This is a genomic window from Pseudomonas sp. St29, assembly GCF_001547915.1.
GTDB lineage: Bacteria > Pseudomonadota > Gammaproteobacteria > Pseudomonadales > Pseudomonadaceae > Aquipseudomonas.
Genome location: NZ_AP014628.1, coordinates 6253259 through 6273799, shown reverse-complemented (window position 1 = coordinate 6273799; position 20541 = coordinate 6253259). Strand labels below are relative to the sequence as shown.

Annotated in this window: 21 protein-coding genes; 11 read left to right on the top strand and 10 right to left on the bottom strand. The window is 64.1% G+C overall.

All coding sequences use genetic code 11. From position 1 onward, the window contains the following. The first annotated feature begins 2 nt into the window (after nucleotides 1–2). Nucleotides 3–431: a DUF4952 domain-containing protein gene (locus tag PST29_RS31380; protein WP_082729344.1), complete on the top strand. Its 429-nt coding sequence runs from the start codon at nucleotides 3–5 to the stop codon at nucleotides 429–431. 316 nt (nucleotides 432–747) lie between these two features. On the opposite strand, the gene PST29_RS28005 is transcribed toward PST29_RS31380, so the two are convergent. The 5 genes from PST29_RS28005 to PST29_RS27985 form a co-directional block, all read right to left on the bottom strand. Next, nucleotides 748–1908, bottom strand: coding sequence for a gamma-butyrobetaine dioxygenase (locus PST29_RS28005; protein WP_060844839.1), 1161 nt, complete (start codon nucleotides 1906–1908; stop codon nucleotides 748–750). 24 nt (nucleotides 1909–1932) lie between these two features. Next, a complete protein-coding gene (locus tag PST29_RS28000; protein WP_060844838.1) occupies nucleotides 1933–2409 on the bottom strand; it encodes a thioesterase family protein in 477 nt (158 codons plus the stop codon). Nucleotides 2410–2518: 109 nt separating this feature from the next. Beyond that, on the bottom strand, nucleotides 2519–3484 hold the full coding sequence (locus PST29_RS27995) for an L-carnitine dehydrogenase (protein WP_060844837.1): 966 nt from the start codon (nucleotides 3482–3484) through the stop codon (nucleotides 2519–2521). A 103-nt stretch (nucleotides 3485–3587) separates the two neighbouring features. After that, nucleotides 3588–4475 (bottom strand): 3-keto-5-aminohexanoate cleavage protein, encoded by an 888-nt coding sequence (locus PST29_RS27990; protein WP_060844836.1) that lies wholly within the window; start codon nucleotides 4473–4475, stop codon nucleotides 3588–3590. A gap of 88 nt (nucleotides 4476–4563) precedes the next feature. Further along, nucleotides 4564–5508: a choline ABC transporter substrate-binding protein gene (locus tag PST29_RS27985; RefSeq protein ID WP_060841461.1), complete on the bottom strand. Its 945-nt coding sequence runs from the start codon at nucleotides 5506–5508 to the stop codon at nucleotides 4564–4566. A 194-nt stretch (nucleotides 5509–5702) separates the two neighbouring features. Here PST29_RS27985 and PST29_RS27980 point away from each other — a divergent pair, with 194 nt between their 5' ends. Beyond that, nucleotides 5703–6638, top strand: coding sequence for a GlxA family transcriptional regulator (locus tag PST29_RS27980; protein WP_060844835.1), 936 nt, complete (start codon nucleotides 5703–5705; stop codon nucleotides 6636–6638). 77 nt (nucleotides 6639–6715) lie between these two features. Here the strand turns inward: PST29_RS27980 and PST29_RS27975 are convergent, their stop codons facing one another. The 4 genes from PST29_RS27975 to PST29_RS27960 form a co-directional block, all read right to left on the bottom strand. Further along, complete coding sequence (locus tag PST29_RS27975) at nucleotides 6716–7132, bottom strand: DUF3010 family protein (RefSeq protein WP_060844834.1); 417 nt, start codon at nucleotides 7130–7132, stop codon at nucleotides 6716–6718. A 34-nt stretch (nucleotides 7133–7166) separates the two neighbouring features. Then, complete coding sequence (locus PST29_RS27970) at nucleotides 7167–7490, bottom strand: helix-turn-helix domain-containing protein (protein WP_060844833.1); 324 nt, start codon at nucleotides 7488–7490, stop codon at nucleotides 7167–7169. Further along, on the bottom strand, nucleotides 7474–7728 hold the full coding sequence (locus PST29_RS27965; RefSeq protein ID WP_060844832.1) for a type II toxin-antitoxin system RelE family toxin: 255 nt from the start codon (nucleotides 7726–7728) through the stop codon (nucleotides 7474–7476). The genes PST29_RS27970 and PST29_RS27965 overlap by 17 nt, the downstream gene beginning before the upstream one ends. Nucleotides 7729–7827: 99 nt before the next feature. Continuing rightward, complete coding sequence (locus PST29_RS27960; RefSeq protein WP_060844831.1) at nucleotides 7828–8742, bottom strand: LysR family transcriptional regulator; 915 nt, start codon at nucleotides 8740–8742, stop codon at nucleotides 7828–7830. A gap of 181 nt (nucleotides 8743–8923) precedes the next feature. On the opposite strand from PST29_RS27960, the gene PST29_RS27955 reads away from it, so the two are divergent. Genes PST29_RS27955 through PST29_RS27945 form a run of 3 tightly spaced genes read left to right on the top strand, consistent with a single transcriptional unit; the run spans nucleotide 8924 to nucleotide 11175 of the window. Beyond that, complete coding sequence (locus PST29_RS27955; RefSeq protein WP_060844830.1) at nucleotides 8924–10261, top strand: nucleobase:cation symporter-2 family protein; 1338 nt, start codon at nucleotides 8924–8926, stop codon at nucleotides 10259–10261. A 57-nt stretch (nucleotides 10262–10318) separates the two neighbouring features. After that, entirely contained in the window at nucleotides 10319–10828 is a 510-nt protein-coding gene (locus PST29_RS27950) for a nucleoside deaminase (RefSeq protein WP_060844829.1), read from the top strand. Further along, nucleotides 10825–11175, top strand: coding sequence for a hydroxyisourate hydrolase (locus PST29_RS27945; protein WP_060844828.1), 351 nt, complete (start codon nucleotides 10825–10827; stop codon nucleotides 11173–11175). The genes PST29_RS27950 and PST29_RS27945 overlap by 4 nt, the downstream gene beginning before the upstream one ends. Before the next feature lie 122 nt (nucleotides 11176–11297). Here PST29_RS27945 and PST29_RS27940 read toward each other — a convergent pair whose 3' ends face one another. Next, nucleotides 11298–11699 (bottom strand): lysozyme inhibitor LprI family protein, encoded by a 402-nt coding sequence (locus PST29_RS27940; protein WP_060841454.1) that lies wholly within the window; start codon nucleotides 11697–11699, stop codon nucleotides 11298–11300. A 235-nt stretch (nucleotides 11700–11934) separates the two neighbouring features. Between PST29_RS27940 and PST29_RS27935 the strand changes: the two genes are divergently transcribed. The 6 genes from PST29_RS27935 to etfB all read left to right on the top strand — a co-directional run bounded on the left by PST29_RS27935 (nucleotide 11935) and on the right by etfB (nucleotide 19857). Continuing rightward, complete coding sequence (locus PST29_RS27935; RefSeq protein WP_060842023.1) at nucleotides 11935–12912, top strand: dipeptidase; 978 nt, start codon at nucleotides 11935–11937, stop codon at nucleotides 12910–12912. Between the two features lie 161 nt (nucleotides 12913–13073). After that, nucleotides 13074–13604: a 4-vinyl reductase gene (locus PST29_RS27930; RefSeq protein WP_016962810.1), complete on the top strand. Its 531-nt coding sequence runs from the start codon at nucleotides 13074–13076 to the stop codon at nucleotides 13602–13604. Nucleotides 13605–13619: 15 nt separating this feature from the next. Further along, complete coding sequence (gene dgcA / locus PST29_RS27925; RefSeq protein ID WP_060841453.1) at nucleotides 13620–15680, top strand: dimethylglycine demethylation protein DgcA; 2061 nt, start codon at nucleotides 13620–13622, stop codon at nucleotides 15678–15680. A 227-nt stretch (nucleotides 15681–15907) separates the two neighbouring features. Further along, nucleotides 15908–17857 (top strand): dimethylglycine demethylation protein DgcB, encoded by a 1950-nt coding sequence (gene dgcB / locus PST29_RS27920; protein WP_060844827.1) that lies wholly within the window; start codon nucleotides 15908–15910, stop codon nucleotides 17855–17857. Next, nucleotides 17857–19077 carry an electron transfer flavoprotein subunit alpha gene (gene etfA / locus PST29_RS27915; protein ID WP_060841451.1) on the top strand — a complete coding sequence of 407 codons (1221 nt, stop codon included), beginning with the start codon at nucleotides 17857–17859 and terminating at the stop codon, nucleotides 19075–19077. The genes dgcB and etfA overlap by 1 nt, the downstream gene beginning before the upstream one ends. A gap of 9 nt (nucleotides 19078–19086) precedes the next feature. Continuing rightward, nucleotides 19087–19857 (top strand): electron transfer flavoprotein subunit beta, encoded by a 771-nt coding sequence (etfB, locus tag PST29_RS27910; protein ID WP_060841450.1) that lies wholly within the window; start codon nucleotides 19087–19089, stop codon nucleotides 19855–19857. Nucleotides 19858–20541: the final 684 nt, after the last annotated feature.

Here is a 20541-nt window from a genome sequence, read left to right as displayed (position 1 = left end):
TGATGAGGGTGTTTTTCAGTATTTGCGTGTCTGTATTGTTGTGCCTATCTTCTCATGTCGCTTCGGCAGCGGATGAATGTGGGGACTTTTTGAGGGCGATGGTGGGGGTTTCAGATACTATCGAATATGTTAAATGCGATTCGGAACCAGAGAGGCAAAGTGCTCCTTTGACCGCTCTATATCGGATTAAAGGAAGGGATGCACAAGCAGTAGAACAGTATCTGCATGATAAATTTGGTGTGAGTGAGTATCTGAAGTTTGTTTGTTGTCTCTGGGAAGTTAGAGGGATGACCTCTTACGAAGACAAGAAAACCGGCATCACGTATCACATTAGAATGAGCTCCGAAGAAACTATCTACAATAAAAGAGATGATTGGGGGAAGATTGGTTATTTTTATATTACGGTTGTTCGTTTCATGGAAGACGTTTGATCAAACAAGGTTGTAGTTTTATATCTGTTTTGCGGAAGTTGTTGGATGGGTTGCCGAGGGCCGATGATAGCCGGCATGACCCTTTTACCTATGAACACGTCGCTTTCGGCTAACTGGAGTCAGGGCCGAATCGGCAGACTGAACCCAGCTGGCGTCGTGATGGTTTGGTCACCTTCTCACCGCAGCTCCTCAGCAGTAGTCCCTGCCTCGATCCTGTCACGGCTTGATCGGGGCTTTTTTTTGCCTGGGGAAGGCTGCCGGCAAGTTTCGCCGGCAAGCCGGCTCCTACCGGGAGCCGGTGCTGGCGGGGTGAGGATCAGCGTTGCAGCACGAGGATTCTGGAGAGCAGTTCGTCGCGGTCGATGTAGCAGCCCTGGAAGTGTCGGGCGCCGCTGGCCGGGTCGAAGGCGTTGCGCGCGTGCAGGGTGCGGCGGTTGTCGAAACACCAGAGCTGGCCCGGATCGAGGCGCTGGATCACCCGGAACCGGGCTTCGCGGGTCAGGGCGATAAAGCGTCGGTAGGCGCGATACAGCCGGGGCATCTGTTGTTCGGTGGTGTCGAAGGGACCGCGCAGGAAGTTGGCCATGCGGATTTCCGCCACTTCGCCCAGGGCATCCAGGGCAATGATCGGCGCCAGGCAGCGGTAGTCGCTGTGACGGTCCTTGTTGCGAAACTCCACGGGTATTTCACACAGCGCGCGGAACGCGTCGGGGTCTTCGTGGCGCAGGGCATCGGCTATGGCGAAACCGTCGACGAAGATGCTTTCGCCGCCCGTCGCGTCATTCACCAGGCAATGCAGAAATTGCAGCCCCGGTTGCAGTTCGCGGGTCGGCAGGTCGCTGTGCAAAGGCAGGTTGAAGGCGGTGTAGGCATTGCTGTCGGCGTCGGCCTTGGACTGCACGTTGAACAACACGCCGAAGTTGCTCTCGCGGATGAACGCAATGCGCCGGGCGATCAGGGCCAGGGAACCGGGTTCGGTGGGCGCGCCGCGTACCTGGGTCAGGCCGATGTCGCGCAGGGCCAGCAGCCATTGCAGCAGCGCCTTGGGGTCGTCCATCAGGGCCTGATAGTCGAATACCGGCAGTTGCAGGCGGCTGTCCCACAGCTGGCTCTGCGCCTTGTGGGCGCGGCGTTCCTCGCGGGATTGCCGGTCATAGGCGTGGGCTCGCAACCAGCCGGGGTCGAAGCGACTCTGGTGGCCGTCCGACCAGTCCAGGCACAGGCAACCCTGGCTGTCGATGCGTGCCCCGAGGCAGCCGAGGTCTTCGGGCACGTCGATGATTTCCAGTACCTGTTCGCGGGTCACGCTGTAGACGCATTGCGTGCAGGGGCAGTTGTCCCGTAACCACTGGTGGTGAAAGGGGCTGAGGCGATCATCGGCCCAGCGCACCTGAACCCGGTCCGGCAATACCTGGACGGCGCTTAACGGGCTGATCAGCGGGTAACGGCGATAGTCGGCAAGGGCGGCGGTGTTCACGGTGATCTCCTTTTCTACGGCTGATTATTTTTCCGCGGGCAGGCCGATGACCCGGCCGATGTGGGCGGGGCGCGGCAGATCGGCCTGTTCGGCGGTCAGGGCTTGCAGGCGCTGCAGGACCGGCTCGCTGAACGGCGCCGAACGCGGTCCGGCCAGGTCGACGTGGAGCAGCATCTGTTCGTTACCGGCCAGCTCCTGGGGATCTCCGGCCCTGTGCAGGCTGTGATACAGGTGCAGGCGCTTGCGGTCGTGGCCGATGATCTGGGTATGGACCTCGACCTCGGTGCCCTGCTTCACCTCGTGCAGGTAGTTCAGGTGCAGTTCCAGGGTGAACAGCGAGTGGCCGCTGGCGTCGCGGTTGTCGCTGTCGAGCCCCAGGCGATCCATCAGGGCATCGGTGGCGTAGCTGAAGATCAGTAGGTAGAAGGCATCGCGTAGATGGCCGTTGTAGTCGACCCAGTCTTTGATGATGCGGGTGCTGTAGGTGGTCAGGGCAGGCATGGGATCACCGGATAACGGTAGGAGCCGGCTTGCCGGCGAAGGCGTCCGTTGGGTGTGCGCCTGGCTTGAGGGCCTATTCGCTGGCAAGCCAGCTCCTACGGGGGTTGGGTTAGTCGTGAAAGTGCATGCCGTGCTTGGCCTTGGTGGTTTTCACCGCCTCCAGCACCGCCAGCAGGCAGTCATCACGATAGCGCTCCAGGGCCGAAATGCTGTGGTTGCCCAGTTGCTCGGCGGTACCTTGGACTACGTCATCGATCAGTTTGTCGGTCAGTTCCGGGGCCGGCAGATAGGTCCAGGGCAGTTGCAGCGCCGGGCCGAACTGGGCCATGAAATGGCGCATGCCGGCGTCGCCCCCGGCCAGGGTGTAGGTGAGGAAGGTGCCCATGAACGACCAGCGCAGGCCGGCGCCAAAGCGGATCGCATCGTCGATCTCCCCGGTGGTCGCCACGCCGTCGTTGACCAGGTGCAGGGCTTCGCGCCACAGCGCTTCGAGCAGGCGGTCGGCGATGAACCCCGGTACTTCCTTGCGCACATGCAAGGGGCGCATCCCCAAGGATTCATAGACCTTGATTGCCGCTTGGATCGCTGCGGGTGCGGTGCGCTGGCCGCCCACCACCTCCACCAGCGGCAGCAGGTACACCGGGTTGAATGGATGGCCCACCACGCAGCGTTCCGGGTGGGTCGAGCCCTCATAGAATTCACTGGGCAGCAGGCCCGAGGTGCTGGAGCCGATCAGGGCGTCGGGCTTGGCCGCGGCGCTGATCTTGCTGTGCAGTTCCAGCTTGAGTTCCAGGCGCTCGGGAGCGCTTTCCTGGATGAAGTCGGCGTCTTTCACGCACTCTTCGATGGTGCTGACAAAGCGCAGGCGCTGTGGCGACGCGCCCGGGGCCAGTCCCTGTTTTTCCAGGGCGCCCCAGGCATTGGCGACTCGCTTGCGCAGGGCGGCTTCGGCCCCAGGGGCCGGGTCCCAGGCCACTACGTCCAGGCCGTGGGCCAGGGCGCGGGCCACCCAGCCGCTGCCGATCACGCCGCTGCCCAGGGCGGCGAAGGTCTTGATCTCGGTGATAAAGGTCATGGCGTCTTCCTGAAAAAAGAGTCCGTAGGCGCGGGAAGCTGTTGGCGGCCGTGTGGGCCGCTTCGCGAGCGAGCTCGCTCCTACAAGGGGAGGGTGGTTCGGGTTAGCCGCGTTGTTTCAGGCCCATTTTCTGGCGGCCTTCTGCCGGTGTCAGGACTCGGGCGCCGAGGCGGCTGAGGATCTCCGTGGCCCGTTCCACCAGTTGGCCGTTGGTGGCGAGCACGCCGCGATCCAGCCACAGGTTGTCCTCCAGGCCGACCCGTACGTTGCCCCCCAGCAGCACCGCTTGCGCGGCCATGGGCATTTGCATGCGGCCGATGCCGAATCCGGCCCAGACCGCGTCCGCCGGCAGGTTGTCGACCATGGCCTTCATGGTGGTGGTGTCCGCCGGGGCGCCCCAGGGAATGCCCAGGCACAGTTGGAACAGCGGGTCGTCCAGCAGGCCTTCCTTGATCATCTGCTTGGCGAACCACAGGTGGCCGGTGTCGAAGATCTCCAGCTCGGCCTTCACCCCCAGCTCCTGGATGCGCTTGGCGCCGGCGCGCAGCTGGGCCGGGGTGGACACGTAGATGGTGTCGCCGTCGCCGAAGTTGAGGGTGCCGCAGTCCAGAGTGCAGATCTCCGGCAGCAGTTCCTCGACATGGGCCAGGCGGGTCAGGGGACCGACCAGATCGGTGTTGGGGCCGAACTCCATGGGGCGTTCGCCAGCGCCGATCTCCAGGTCGCCGCCCATGCCGGCGGTGAGGTTGACGATGATGTCGATGTCGGCCTCGCGAATCCGCTCCATGACTTCGCGGTACAGCGCCACGTCCCGGCTGAACTTGCCGGTCGCCGGGTCGCGCACATGGCAGTGGACCACGGTGGCCCCGGCCTTGGCGGCCTCCACCGCGGCGGCGGCAATCTGTTTCGGGGTGACCGGCACGTGGGGGCTCTTGGCGGTCGTGTCGCCAGCACCGGTGAGTGCGCAGGTGATGATGACGTCGTGGTTCATGGTGCGGTTCCTTACAGGCATGTTTGCTGGGGGCGTGGGGTGGCCGTGCGCAGCCCTGGGCGGGCTGCGGGGCGCGAGTGTGGGTGGTTTATTTACTGGTCAGTTGCAGGTGTTCGGCGGCCGGCTTGCCATCGAAGGTGGTCACCCCTTCCAGCCAGCGCTGCTGGTCCTGCGGGTGATCCTTGAGCCACTGTCGGGCCGATTCCAGGGCGTCCTTGTGATCCAGCAGCGGCTGCATCATGCGACTCTCGTCTTCGGCGCTGAAGGTCAGGTTGGTCAGCAGCCGGTGCACGTTCGGACACTGCTCGGCGTAGGTCGGCGCGGTGACGGTCCACACCGTGGCCTGGCCTTCGTTCGGGCCCAGGGCATCCTGGCTGCCACTGAGGTAGGTCATCTTGAAGTTGACGTTCATCGGGTGCGGCGCCCAGCCGAAGAACACAATGGCTTCGTTGCGCTTCACCGCCCGGGCCACCGCCGACAGCATGCCGGCCTCGCTGGACTCCACCAGTTGGAACTGGCCCAGGCCGAACTGGTTCTTGGCGATCATTTCCTTGATCTGGGTGTTGGCCCCCGAGCCGGGTTCGATGCCGTAGATCTTGCCCCCCAGCTCCTTCTGGAAGCGGGCGATGTCGGCGAAGGTCTTCAGCCCCTTGTCCGCCAGGTAGGCGGGCACGGCCAGTGTGGCGCGGGCGTCCTTGAGGCTGGGCTCGGCCAGGACCTTGACCTGATTGGCCTCGACGAACGGGGTGATGGTCTGGGTCATCAGCGGGTTCCAGTAGCCGAGGAACAGGTCCAGGCGCTGGTCGCGGATGCCGGCAAAGATGATCTGCTGCGAGGCACTGGTTTGCTTGGTCTTGTAGCCGAGGCCGTCGAGCAGGACCTGGGTCATGGCGCTGGTGGCGATCACGTCGGTCCAGTTGACCACGCCCAGGCGCACGTTCTGGCAACTGGGGGCGTCGGCGGCCATGGCCCCTGACATCAGAAAAACGCTACCACCAAGCGCAAGCACACAGCGGCTGATCAGTCGTTTCATGAGGGTTCCCTCGGCAGGTCGTTATTGTCGGTTCCGACGTCTTGGTGCGTCGGTGAGCTCAAGGTACGCAGGCGCCGCGGACGGCAAACGCACAGCGGCGACCGACTCTTGCACTGCAGCGACCTGGCCCCTTGTGGCTGGGGGGCATTTGGCGTATCACAGGGCCCACGCTGGCCGTCACCGGAGTGCGTTGCATGTCCCAGGACTTCTACTTCCTGCTGATGCCGGGGTTCTCCGCCATCGGTTTCATTTCCGCCATCGAGCCGCTGCGGGTGGCCAATCGCTTTCGTGGCGAGCTGTATCGCTGGCATGTGCTCAGTGCCGACGGCGGCGCGGTGCTGGCCAGCAACGGCATGTCGGTCAATGTCGACGCGGCCCTGGAGCCGCTGAAGAAGGGCGCAACCTTGTGGGTGGTGGCCGGTTTCGAACCGCTGAAGTGCCTGACGCCAGCCCTGGAGCACTGGTTGCGCCGCCTGGACCTGGAGGGCGTGACCCTGGGCGGCATCGACACCGGCAGCGTGATCCTCGCCGAGGCCGGGTTGCTGGAAGGGCACCGGGTGACCTTGCACTGGGAGGCCATCGAGGCCTTCAAGGAGTCCTACCCGCAACTGAGCGTGACCCAGGAACTGTTCGAGATCGATCGTCGGCGCATCACCTGTGCCGGTGGCACCGCGTCCATCGACATGATGCTCGACCTGATCGCCCAGGCCCACGGCCCGCAACTGGCGATCCAGGTCAGCGAGCAGTTCGTGCTCGGGCGCATCCGCCCGCGCAAGGATCACCAGCGCATGGAAGTCGCCAGCCGCTACGGCATCAGCAACAAGAAACTGGTGCAGGTGATCGGCGAGATGGAGCAGCACAGCGAGCCACCCCTGAGCACCCTGGCCCTGGCGGAGTCGATCAAGATCACCCGGCGCCAGCTGGAGCGGCTGTTCCGCCTGCACTTGAACGACACCCCGAGCAACTTCTATCTGGGCCTGCGCCTGGAGAAAGCTCGGCAACTGCTGCGCCAGACCGACATGAGCGTGCTGGAGGTGAGCATCGCCTGCGGGTTTGAGTCGCCGTCCTACTTTACCCGCAGTTACCGCGCGCGTTTCGTGAATTGTCCGCGGGAGGACCGGCGGCAGTAAGGTGGTGGCCGGGAACTGGTTTGACTCGGGTTCGGTAGCGCTGGCGAGCCTGTTCGCCGGCAAGCCGGCTCCTACGGTTATTGTTTGAACAGGGCGGCGCAGGCGGCCTTGTAGGCTTCGTGCTGATACTTGTTGAGGCTCGCCGGCAGGGCGAAGTCGTGCTTCTTGTGCTGGGCATTGATGGTCTGCGGCGACAGCAGGATCACTTCGCAGTGTTCCAGCAGTTGCAGCACGCCTTCGATCTTGAAGGTGGTGGGGCCGCCAGCGAATTCGCCTTTCTTGCTGCGCTTCTTGATGGCGATGCGGGTGATCCGGTGTTCGCGGACAAAGGCGTCGATCTGGGCGGCGAAGGCCCGGACGTTGCCCGCTTCATCGTCGTCTTCCAGGGCGATCTTCTTGATGCTCAGCGGCTGGTGCTGCGGCGCGCCGTCTTGCAGGGTGGCGAGGGCGAAGATGGCTTCGCTGCCTTTGATCTCGATACCGCAAATGCTCATGGGGAACCCTTTCAATCAGTGAGTGAGGCGCAGCTTACAGCTCTAGTTGGTCGGCGCGTATGCCGAAGGCGGCGGCAATTTTTTCCCGGGTGCTCTTGCGGGGGCGGGCCACGCTCTCTTGTTGGGCGAAGGCCGGCTGAGAGATTCCCAGCCGCTTGGCAACCTCATCCTGGGTCAGGTGCAGGTGCTCGCGCCAGGCGCGGATCGGCGTGGCGCCATCGACCATGCGACTGACCACGCCATGGGGGATCAGATCAGGCTCATTCTGCTGCGCAACGTACTGTGCGTAGGGAATCACCACGAACGCCGGCTTGCCGTCCGGGCCGTGGATGATCTGGATGTCAGTAGGTGCGTTCATCACGTTTTTTGACCTCTTGAACACTGACGATATGGATAACCCCGTCCCAATCAAACAGCACGCGGTACTGGCCAACCCGCAGGCGATAGGCATAGGTGTGGCCGGACAGGGCTTTGACGTTGCCACTGGCTGGCATGTCGGCCAGCAGGGCGATCGCGTCACGAACCTGGACCTGATGTTCGGGATGCAAGCGCAGCAGTTGCTTGACCGCTTTTCTACTCCAGAGGATTTCGTTCATAGCGGACTATATAAGCCTTTTATAAGGATTGCGAATCCTTGCTTATATTCACCGTCCGGCCAAGCGCAGAACCTTGTCCCTTTGTTGCCCGTGCCGCCGTTACCAGGTCGTGGACTGCCCGCGCCGATCCACTTCGTACACCTTCTGGCGCAGTAGCCGTTCCTTGAGCCAGCGTTCGGCCTTGCCCATCACCCGTTGCCGGGCCCACAGCAGGTCCACGCCCACCAGCCAGTCGGTATGGGGGTAGGCGCCCAGTTGCAGTTCCACCAGCTCGCCCTTGGCCAGTTCGCGCTGGATCAGTTGCCGGGGCAGTGTGGCCCAGCCCAGGCCGGCGCGGACCATCTCCAACAGCGCCAGGTAGTTTTCCGCCTGCCACAGCTGGCTGCAGCGCAGGTACTCGCTGCTGGGCAGCTTGTCGGCGTGGGCGCTGAAGGCCAGGCGCCGGTGCCCATGCAGGTCGTCGAAGGTCACGCTGTCGAGTCGCGCCAGCGGGTGGTCCGGGTGGCAGACGTGCAACATGATCAGCTTGCCCAACTGCTGGAACTCCAGTTCCTGGGGGTAGCCGGGTTGCGAAAAGGCGATGCCCAGCACTGCCTCGCCCCGGGTCACCAGTTCGCTGGCATCGCCGGACAGCGGATGACGGATCAGCAGGTCGACATAGGGGAAGGCCTGCTCGAACTCGCGCAAGACCGGCATCAGCGGGCCGTAAGGGGTTTCGATCACGATGGACAACTGCGGTTCCAGCGCCTCTGACAGGCCGTCGGCATTGGCCTGCAGGGTCAGGCAGCGCTCCAGTACCGCCTCGGCCTGCAGCAGCATTTTGCGTCCGCTGGCAGTCAGCACCGGGCTGCGGCTGCTACGGTCGAACAGCTCCACTCCCAGGTCGTCCTCCAGATTGGCGATGGCCACGCTGACCGTGGACTGGGTCTTGCCCAGCTTGCGTGCAGCGGCCGAGAACGAGCCGGTTTGTGCGGCCTGAACGAACATCTGCAGTTGTTCCAGTGAAAAGCGCATCGCGTCTCCCGACCCCAGGACAGGGTTGTCCAATCCATCGTTAAAAACGATGGCTGCTCATTTGTTTCATCGTATTCAAGCACAGATCATGGGCGCCGACGTTCGTACATCCTGCCGGGGCATTACTCCCGGATGCCTGCCAGAACAACAACAAGAGCTGCACTTTCAGGAGATCTGCGACATGAACATTCCCCGGGTTCACCCAGTGGACGAGGTCCTGCCCGTCCGCCAGTTGTTCACCTTCGGCTTGCAGCATGTGCTGGTGATGTATGCCGGTGCGGTGGCGGTGCCGTTGATTCTAGGCAATGCCCTGGGCCTGACGCCGGCCCAGGTGGTTTTACTGATCAACGCCAACCTGCTGACGTCCGGCATTGCCACCCTGATCCAGACCCTGGGCTTCTGGCGGTTCGGCGCACGCTTGCCGTTGATCCAGGGCTGCTCCTTCATTGCCCTGGCGCCGATGATCATGATCGGCAAGCAGTTCGGCCTGGCCGAGGTGTTCGGCGCGGTGATCGCCGCCGGGGTCCTGACCATTGCCATGGCTCCGCTGTTCAGCCGTCTGCTGAGGTTCTTTCCACCGGTGGTGATCGGCAGTCTGATCACCATCATCGGCATTTCCCTGATGCCGGCGGCGGCCGTCTGGCTGGGGGGCGGCAACCCCGCCGCCGAGGATTTCGGCGCACCGGCCAACCTGTTGCTGGGGCTGGCCACGGTGGCGGTGACCCTGGTGATCTACGGCAAGTTCTCCGGCTTTATCGGCAACCTCAGTGTGCTGATCGGGCTGCTGGTGGGCAGCCTGATCGCTGCGGCCTGCGGCATGACCCACTTTGCCCAGGTGGGCGAAGCGGCCTGGTTCGAGCTGAGCCCGCCCATGGCCTTCGGGGTTCCGCAATTCTCCCTGATGCCGATCCTGATCATGACCCTGGCGATGCTGGTGATCATGGCCGAGACCACCGGCAACTGCCTGGCCATTGGCAAGCTCACCGGCAAGCCGACCACCCAGCGCACCCTGGGCGATGCCTTTCGCGCCGATGGCCTGTCGACCCTGGTGGGCGGCCTGTTCAACAGTTTTCCCTATAACGCCTTTACCCAGAACACCGGGCTGATCGCGCTGTCCAGGGTCAAGAGCCGCTTCGTGGTGGCCGCCGCCGGCGCCATCATGGTGCTCATGGGCCTGTTTCCCAAGCTCGGCGCCCTGGTGGCCGCGGTGCCGACCCCGGTGCTCGGCGGCTGCGCCATCGTCATGTTCGGCATGACCACCGTGGCCGGTATCCAGGAGCTGTCGCGGGTGAGGTTCGAGGGCACCCGCAACGCGATCGTCGTAGCGGTGTCGGTCAGTGTCGGCGTGCTGCCGATGTCCTTTCCGGCGCTGTTCGCCCAAGCCCACGGGCCCCTCAAGCTGCTGCTGGAAAGCGGCATCTTTCTCGGTGCCATCACCGCCATCGTCCTCAATCTGCTGCTCAACCCCCGCGAGCCGGCGGCCGACGCGCTGCCGATCCATGTCGGACTCAATGACTGACAGTTGCTTTCAACCCGTCTTTTTCGGCGGGACTCTGCCCATGAAAAGGAGGTCACCATGACCCAGATGCTTTCTCCCATCCCTGCCGGCGTCAGCGAACTGGACCTGCAACTGCTGCGTCAGAGCATTGAGCTGGCCGAAGAGGCCAAGGCCCGCGGTCGCCACCCGTTCGCCGCCCTGGTGGCGGACCGCAACGGCAAGATCGTTGCCAGTGCCGGCAACAACTCCATGCCCCCCGAAGGCGACCCGACCCAGCACGCCGAACTTGCCGCTGCCGCCAAGGCCGCAAGGCTCCTGGGCCCCGAGGAGCTGGCCCAGTGCACCCTGTACACCAGCGCCGAGCCCTGCTGCATGTGCGCCGGTGCGATCTACTGGACCGGTATTGGCCGGGTGGTCTACGCCTTGTCCGAGCATGCCTTGCTGGCACTGACCGGCGATCACCCGGAAAACCCGACCTTTTCCCTGCCGTGCCGTGAAGTCTTTGCCCGCGGGCAGCGGCAGATCCCGGTGCTGGGGCCAATGCTGGAACACGAAGCGGCCCGGGCCCATGTGGGGTTCTGGAAATGAATGGCGGGGTGTCGATCCACGTGGTGGATGTCGCCAGCGGCCAGGTGGCCGAAGGCATGGCGGTGCGGGTGCGGCGCCTGGGCGGCGAGTGGCTATGCCAGGGGCGGATCGACGGCAATGGCCTGCTCGATGGCCTGCCGGAGTGCGCGGCCAGCTTCGGGCCGGGCGTCTACGAAGTGGAGCTGGAGGTGGCGGCGTTCTATCGCGAGCAAGGCCAGGCGCTGCCGCCGGTGCCCTTCCTCGATGTGCTGGTGTACCGCTTCGGCCTGGATGACCCGCGCCAGCATTACCACCTGCCGTTCAAGCTCACCGCCTGGGGCGTCTCGTGCTTTCGCGGCGGCGCCTGACCCGGTGTTGACCTGGCGTTGACTTGCAGGAGCGAGCTTGCTCGCGAAACCCCCGCAACTGCCGCACCGGGTTCGGCGGGGCGCTTTCCGCCGGCAAACCCGCTCCTGCCGGCGCTAGCGGGTCATTCCTGGGCGATGGATTCGATGAATTCCGAACGCTCGTCGCTCATCCGCGCCAGGCAATCGTTGGTGGCGATGGTGTAGGCCTTGGTCCCGGGCTTGGCCGGGAAGGATTCCATCGCGCAGTCGGCTTCGCGCTGCTTCTGCCACAACTGTTGGGCGTTCTTGACCTTGGCGCTGATGTCGGCCAGTTGCGCCTTGTCGTTGCCGTACAAGGTGCCCAGGCGTTCCAGCAGGCTTTGCACGTTGTCACTCAGCAATTGCTCGGCGGTGGTGCGGTTGTAGGTCGCGCATTCCAGGGTCTGCACGTCGTTTTCCACCCCGTCGCAGGGCGTGTTGTCGGTCTCTTCGGCCGCCTGTACGCCGGTCGCTATCAGTAACAAGGCCAGGAAGATCGGTTTCATTGCAGCGCTGCCCTCATCCAGTGATGCTTTCGTTGAAGCGGCGAATTCTGGCGCAAGCCCCCGGCAAAGAACAGAGGTGGCCGGTGCCCTCCGTCCGGCCCTTTGTCGGTGCTTGACGCTTTCGGCAATTCCCCTGTCGTTTTTGCACCCAGGCGACCCGGCCCTCAAGCATATGCTGACCCCAAAGCGCCGGCAGACGATTCGGCGCATGAATCGCCAACAAGGGGACAGCCTGATGAGCCCAGCCGAATTACACGCCGACAGCATCGTTATCGACGGGCTGATCATTGCCAAGTGGAACCGCGAGCTGTTCGAGGACATGCGCAAGGGCGGCCTGACCGCAGCCAACTGCACGGTGTCGGTTTGGGAAGGGTTCCAGGCCACGGTCAACAACATTGCCGCCAGCCAGAAACTGATCCGCGAAAACAGCGACCTGGTGATGCCGGTGCGCACCACCGCGGACATCCGCAAGGCCAAGGAAGTGGGCAAGACTGGCATTCTCTTCGGCTTCCAGAATGCCCATGCCTTCGAGGACCAGATCGGTTATGTCGAGGTGTTCAAGCAGCTGGGCGTGGGCATCGTGCAGATGTGCTACAACACCCAGAACCTGGTAGGCACCGGCTGCTACGAGCGCGACGGGGGCCTGTCGGGCTTCGGCCGCGAGATCGTCGCCGAGATGAACCGCGTCGGGGTGATGTGCGACCTGTCCCACGTCGGTTCCAAGACCAGCGAGGAAGTGATCCTCGAATCCAAGAAACCGGTGTGCTACTCCCACTGCCTGCCGTCCGGGCTCAAGGAACACCCGCGCAACAAGTCCGACGCCGAGCTGAAATTCATCGCCGACCACGGCGGTTTCGTCGGCGTGACCATGTTCGCGCCGTTCCTGGCCAAGGGCATCGATTCGACCATCGACGATTACGCCGAAGCCATCGAATACACCATGAACATCGTCGGTGAGGATTCCATCGGCATCGGCACCGACTTCACCCAGGGCCACGGCCAGGACTTCTTCGAATACCTGACCCACGACAAGGGCTACGCCCGGCGCCTGACCAACTTCGGCAAGATCATCAACCCCCTGGGGATCCGCACCGTGGGCGAGTTTCCCAACCTCACCGAAACCCTGCTCAAACGCGGCCACAGCGAGCGCGTGGTGCGCAAGATCATGGGCGAGAACTGGGTCAATGTCCTCAAGGACGTCTGGGGCGAGTAAGACCACCCCCCACAGCACATTCCTGTAGCCGCTGCCGCAGGCTGCGATCGGCTCCGAAGGAGACGCGCTCTAGCGGCCCTCGGAAGGCTCTTCGAGCCTTTTCCCAGCCTTCGGCAGCGGCTACAGACGTACTTATCCACAGAATTCCGGAGTTTTGAAACATGGCCAAGATCGCCCCGCAACTGCCTATCGAAGTCGACAGCGAAACCGGTGTCTGGACCTCCGACGCCCTGCCGATGCTCTACGTGCCGCGGCATTTCTTCGTCAACAACCACATGGGCATCGAGGAAGTCCTGGGCGCCGAGGCCTACGCCGAGATCCTCTACAAGGCCGGCTACAAATCCGCCTGGCACTGGTGCGAAAAAGAAGCTGAATGCCACGGCCTGGAAGGCGTCGCGGTGTTCGAGCACTACATGAAGCGCCTGTCCCAGCGCGGCTGGGGGCTGTTCAAGATCCAGGACATCGACCTGGATAAAGGCACCGCCAGCGTCAAGCTCGAACACTCGGCGTTCGTCTACGTGTACGGCAAGGTCGGGCGCAAGGTCGACTACATGTTCACCGGCTGGTTCGCCGGCGCCATGGACCAGATCCTGGCCGCCCGTGGCAGCAAGATCCGCACCGTGGCAGAGCAGGTTTACGGTGGTTCCGAAGAAGGCCACGACGATGGCCTGTTCGTCGTCAAACCGTTGTAAGCGGAGTTAAGACAAATGGCTTTCGAAGCGATGTTCCAGCCGATCCAGATCGGCAAACTGACCATCCGCAACCGCGTGCTCAGTACCGCCCACGCCGAGGTCTACGCGACTGACGGCGGCATGACCACCGAACGGTATGTGAAGTACTACGAAGAAAAGGCCAAGGGCGGCATCGGCCTGGCGATCTGCGGTGGTTCCTCGGTGGTGGCCATCGACAGTCCCCAGGAATGGTGGAGTTCGGTGAACCTGTCCACCGACCGCATCATCCCGCACTTCCAGAACCTGGCCGACGCCATGCACAAGCATGGCGCCAAGATCATGATCCAGATTACCCACATGGGCCGCCGCTCGCGTTGGGACGGCTTCAACTGGCCGACCCTGATGTCGCCGTCCGGCGTGCGTGAGCCGGTGCACCGCGCCACCTGCAAGACCATCGAGCCGGAAGAGATCTGGCGGGTGATCGGCAACTACGCCCAGGCCGCACGCCGGGCCAAGGCCGGCGGCCTGGACGGCGTCGAACTGTCGGCGGTGCACCAGCACATGATCGACCAGTTCTGGAGCCCGCGGGTCAACAAGCGTACCGACGAATGGGGCGGCACCTTCGAGAAACGCATGCGTTTCGGCCTGGAAGTGCTCAAGGCGGTGCGCGCCGAAGTCGGTGACGATTTCTGCGTCGGCATGCGCATCTGCGGTGACGAGTTCCACCCGGACGGCCTGTCCCACGAGGACATGAAACAGATCGCCAAGTACTACGACGACACCGGCATGCTGGACTTCCTCGGCGTGGTCGGCTCGGGCTGCGACACCCACAACACCCTGGCCAACGTGATCCCCAACATGAGCTTCCCGCCGGAGCCGTTCCTGCACCTGGCGGCGGGCATCAAGGAAGTGGTCAAGGTTCCGGTGCTGCACGCACAGAACATCAAGGACCCGAACCAGGCGACGCGGATTCTCGAAGGCGGTTACGTCGACATGGTCGGCATGACCCGCGCCCACATGGCCGACCCGCACCTGATCGCCAAGATCAAGATGGGCCAGATCGATCAGATCAAGCAGTGCGTCGGCGCCAACTACTGCATCGACCGCCAGTACCAGGGCCTGGACGTGCTGTGCATCCAGAACGCCGCCACGTCCCGTGAGTACATGGGCGTGCCGCACATCATCGAGAAAACCACCGGCATCAAGCGCAAGGTGGTGGTGGTCGGTGCCGGTCCTGCCGGTATGGAAGCCGCCCGTGTTGCCGCCGAACGTGGCCACGACGTGACCCTGTTCGAGAAGAAGGACGCCATTGGCGGGCAGATCACCACCGCCTCCAAGGCCCCGCAACGGGACCAGATCGCCGGCATTACCCGCTGGTATCAGCTGGAACTGGCGCGCCTGAAAGTCGACCTGCGCCTGGGCACTGCGGCGGACACCGCGACTATCCTCGACCTGCGCCCCGACGTGGTGGTGCTGGCCGTGGGCGGCCATCCGTTCATCGAGCAGAACGAGCACTGGGGCGCCGCCGAAGGGTTGGTGGTCAGCAGCTGGGACATCCTCGACGGCAAGGTGGCGCCGGGCAAGAACGTGCTGGTCTACGACACCATCTGCGAGTTCACCGGCATGTCGGTCACTGACTTCATCGCCGACAAGGGCTCGCAAGTGGAGATCGTCACCGATGACATCAAGCCGGGCATCGCCGTCGGCGGCACCTCGTTCCCCACCTACTACCGCAGCCTGTACCCCAAGGAAGTGATCATGACCGGGGACCTGACCCTGGAGAAGGTCTACCGCGAGGGCGACAAACTGGTGGCGGTGCTGGAGAACGAATACACCGGCGCCCGCGAAGAGCGGGTGGTGGACCAGGTGGTGGTGGAAAACGGCGTGCGTCCCGACGAGGAGCTCTACTACGGGCTCAAGGAAGGTTCGCGCAACAAGGGCCAGATCGACGTCGAGGCGCTGTTCGCGATCAAGCCGCAGCCGTGCCTGAGCGAGACGGGGGAGGGCTACCTGTTGTTCCGCATCGGCGACTGCGTATCCCAGCGCAACACCCATGCCGCGATCTACGACGCGCTGCGCCTGTGCAAGGACTTTTAGCGGCAGCGGCAAGTTTCAAGCTGCAAGCGGCAAGTTGAAGCAGGCGTTCGCGATTGCTCTTTCTTGCTGCTGGAAGCCCGCGGTCGATAGGACGCACTCGGCTCTGTGAGGATTTTTAGCGGCAACTGCAAGTTTCCGGCTGCAAGCTGCAAGCGAAAGCACTGCTCACATTGCTCTTTCTTGCCGCTTGAAGCTTGCCGCTTGCAGCTGACTGTAAGGTGACTGTGATGTTGAACACCCTTCTTCCCATTCTGTTGTTCGCCGCCGTCGGCCTTGCGGTCCTCGGCGCGCTGCGGCGCGTGGCCCTGTGGCGCCAGGGGCGGGCCTCCAAGGTCGATCTGCTCGGCGGCCTGCTGGCCATGCCCAAGCGCTACATGGTGGACCTGCACCATGTGGTGGCCCGGGACAAGTACATGGCCAACACCCACGTGGCCACGGCGGGCGGCTTTGTCCTGGCGGCGGTGCTGGCGATCCTGGTGCATGGTTTCGGCCTGCATAACCGCATCCTCGGCTACGCCTTGCTGCTGGCCACCACGCTGATGTTCGTTGGCGCGCTGTTTGTCGCCAAGCGTCGGCGCAACCCACCGGCGCGGCTGTCCAAGGGCCCGTGGATGCGCCTGCCGAAAAGTCTGCTGGCGTTTTCCGTGAGTTTCTTTGTGGTGACCCTGCCCGTGGCCGGGATCCTGCCGGAACACTTCGGTGGCTGGGTGCTGGCGGCGATCCTGGCGGTCGGTGTGCTGTGGGGCGTGTCCGAATTGTTTTTCGGCATGACCTGGGGCGGGCCGATGAAGCACGCCTTCGCCGGGGCCTTGCACCTGGCCTGGCACCGCCGCGCCGAGCGCTTTGGCGGCGGCCGCTCCACCGGCCTCAAGCCGCTGGACCTGGAAGACCCGAGCGCGCCCCTGGGCGTGGAAAAACCCAAGGACTTCACCTGGAACCAACTGCTGGGCTTCGATGCCTGCGTGCAGTGCGGCAAGTGCGAGGCGGCGTGCCCGGCCTTCGCCGCCGGCCAGCCGCTGAACCCGAAGAAGCTGATCCAGGACATGGTGGTCGGCCTGGCCGGTGGCACCGACGCGCAGTTCGCCGGCAGTCCCTATCCAGGAAAGCCCATCGGCGAGCATGGCGGCCATCCGCACCAGCCCATCGTCAACGGCCTGGTGGACGCCGAAACCCTGTGGTCCTGCACCACCTGCCGGGCCTGCGTCGAGGAATGCCCGATGATGATCGAGCACGTCGATGCCATCGTCGACATGCGCCGCCACCTGACCCTGGAGAAGGGCGCGACCCCGAACAAGGGCGCCGAGGTCCTGGAAAACCTGATCGCCACCGACAACCCCGGCGGCTTCAACCCCGGCGGGCGGATGAACTGGGCGGCGGACCTGAACCTGTCCCTGCTCAGCGACAAGCAGAGTACCGACGTGCTGTTCTGGGTCGGCGACGGCGCTTTCGACATGCGCAACCAGCGCACCCTGCGCGCCTTCGTCAAGGTGCTCAAGGCGGCCAAGGTGGACTTCGCCGTGCTCGGCCTGGAAGAGCGCGACAGCGGCGATGTGGCCCGGCGCCTGGGGGACGAAGCGACCTTCCAGCTGCTGGCCAAGCGCAATATCCAGACCCTGGCCAAGTACCGCTTCAAGCGCATCGTCACCTGCGATCCCCACAGTTTCCATGTGCTGAAGAACGAATACGGCGCCTTCAACGGCCACTATCTGGTGCAGCACCACAGCACCTACCTGGCTGAGCTGATCGACGCCGGTGCACTGAACCTGGGCCAGCACAAGGGCAGCAGCGTGACCTACCACGACCCTTGCTACCTGGGGCGCTACAACGGCGAGTACGAAGCGCCGCGCGAAGTGCTGCGGGCCCTGGGCATCGAGATCAAGGAAATGCAGCGCTCGGGCTTCCGTTCCCGTTGCTGCGGCGGTGGCGGCGGCGCGCCGATCACCGACATTCCGGGCAAGCAGCGGATTCCCGACATGCGCATGGAAGACATCCGCGAGACCGGCGCCGAGCTGGTGGCCGTGGGTTGTCCACAGTGCACGGCGATGCTCGAAGGGGTGGTGGAGCCACGGCCGATGATCAAGGACATCGCCGAGCTGGTGGCCGATGCCTTGCTCGAAGACGTCGCCCCGGGCAAAGCCCCGGCGGCGGTGAAACCCGAACCTGCGGAGGTGCATTGATGAGCGAGATTATCCGCCGCGATCCCCGCGCCGAGTGGATCGCCCGCAACCGCCTGCACCCGCTGCATGCGGCCATGCAGCCGGCGCAGCACAGCTGGATGGGGCCCAATGGCCTGATCCGCAAGAACCCCCACGGCATCGGTTTCATCGGCCCCAACGGCCTCAAGCGCATCGACCGCAGCGGCGCCCAGCAGGGCGGCAGTGCCAAGCGCACGGCGGCGGCCGAGGTGCAGTTGCCGCTGCATCAGGTGGCGCAACCGGCGTTCTACATCAACGTGGTGCCGGACATGGTCGGCGGCCGCCTGAGCAGCCACGACCGCGACCTACTGGGCCTGGCCCGGCAACTGGCGGGCCAGGACGGCGCGGTGCTGGCGGTGGTGTTTGGCGAGCACAAGGAGTCGGCCTTTGCCACCGCGGGCGTCGACCGCCTGCTGGTGCTGCCTGGCAGCGAGTTCGACGGTTATGCACCGGAACAACGGGTGCAGGGCCTGCGGGCTGTGGATAACCAGTTCAGCCCGCGTCACTGGCTGCTGCCCGACAGCCGCACCGGTGGCGGCGAACTGGGCCGGCGCCTGGCCGCGGCCCTGGGCGAACGCCCGGCGACCCGGGTCTGGCAGGTCAAGGACGGGCAGTGCATCGGCCGGGCCGGTGCTGGTCTGCAGGACCTGGCGCGGCCGGCGCCACGCCTGATCCTGGCCGCCGCCGAATGCGCCGAGCCGGTCAGCGAAACCCGTCACGAAGCCTTGCCGGTGGAGTTATCCACAAGCGTGGCCCGCAGCCTGGCGCGCATCGAGGATCTGGGTGCGGTGGCGGTGGACCCGGCGGCGATTCCCATGGCCGAGGCCGAATTCATCTTTTCCGGGGGCAACGGGGTCAAGGACTGGCCACTGTTTCACCAGACCGCCGCGGCCCTGGGCGCCACCGAAGGCGCCTCGCGGGTGGCGGTGGACGACGGCTTCATGGCCCGTGACCGGCAAGTGGGGGCCAGCGGCATCTGGGTCACCGCGCGGGTCTATGTGGCGGTGGGGATTTCCGGGGCGATCCAGCACCTGCAAGGCATTGGCGCCTGCGACAAGGTGGTGGCGATCAACCTCGATCCGGGTTGCGACATGATCAAGCGCGCCGACTTGTCGGTGATTGGCGACAGCGCGGAAATTCTCAGGGCCTTGATCGCGGCGGTAGCGGCCTACCGCAACGACGCCAAGCGCGATGCGGCTTAAGGGGACGTTATGAACAGCAATGTGATCAGCCTGGTATCGATAGGCGCGCACCCGACTTCCGGCCGCCCACGGCGCGCCGAACAGGACGCCCGCGCGGTGGAACTGGGCCTGCAACTGGCGGGGGACAAGCTGCAGGTGCTGCATGCCGGCGACGTCGCCGAACCGGCCCTGCGTGCTTACCTGGGCATGGGCCTGGAACAGCTGCACGTGCTGGAACAGCCAGCGGGCGCTGATGCCCTGCCGATCCTGACCCAGTACCTGCGCGAGGCGGGCGCCCAGGTGGTGCTCACCGGCAGCCAGGCGGAAACCGGCGAAGGCTCCGGCATGCTGCCGTTCCTGCTGGCGGAAAACCTGGGTTGGCCCCTGGTGGTGGGGCTGGCGCAAGTCGAGTCCCTGGCCGACGGCGTGGCCCATGTGCTGCAAGCCTTGCCCCGTGGCCAGCGGCGCCGGCTCAAGGTGCGCCTGCCGTTCCTTGCCACTGTGGATAACGCTGCGCCGAAACCGCGCCAGAGCGCCTACGGCCCGGCGCGCCGTGGTCTGTTGCAGGCCGATCAGGTCATGGTGGTGGAGGACGAGTTGTTTACCACCTCCAGCCTGCAACCGGCCAAACCCCGGCCCAAGCGCCTGAAGGTGATCAAGGCCAAGAGCGGCGCGGATCGCATGAAGGCCGCCACCGCCAAGGCCAGCGGTGGCACCGGCCAGGTCCTCAAGGGCGTCAGCCCCGAGGCGGGCGCCGAGGCCATTCTCAAGTTGCTCATCGAAGAAGGCGTGGTCCGCTGAGCTCAGGTTTATGCACAGCCCTCGGGCCGTGCACCCACCTCTGAGCACCGCCGTTCGCTGGCAAGCCAGCTCCTACCAGGGAAATCGCGCCTGCACCCACCGTAGGAGCCGGCTTGCCGGCGAAGGGGGCGTCATGGTTTTGCACATCTCTGGGCACCGCCGTTCGCTGGCAAGCCAGCTCCGACAAGAGTAACGATGGGTTACTCACAATCCCTGTGTGCGTACCTGTGGATAAGGTGTTCGCGCCTTGCTCAAGCCCCTATGCAACAAGCCCTGTAGCCGTCTGTACGAAATTTGATCAGGCTAAGCGGGCGTTTTTTATGGCTTTTTTTCCTGGGCAGGCAAATCGCCGAAGAGACTTTTGCACAGCACTTGCCCCCAAAGTCTGTTGGCGCTTCTGTGGATAAGATGTTCGCTTAGCGCTACAGGCCTTGCAGATCGTGCCTTGCAGGCTTCTGATCAAAAAACAGTCAAATGCGGCTTTTTCTACCCGTTACCCCGCCATGAACCCGATTATTCGCGGCTTTCAAGGGTTTTCCACAGTGCGCCGGGTCATTCACCACAGTTGCCCCCAAAGTCTGTTGGCCTTTCTGTGGATAAGGTGTTCGCCTTCCGCTGCGGGCCACGGCAGACGTGGCTTTCAGGCTTATGTTCAAAAACTGATCAATGCTGTCCAAAACCGCT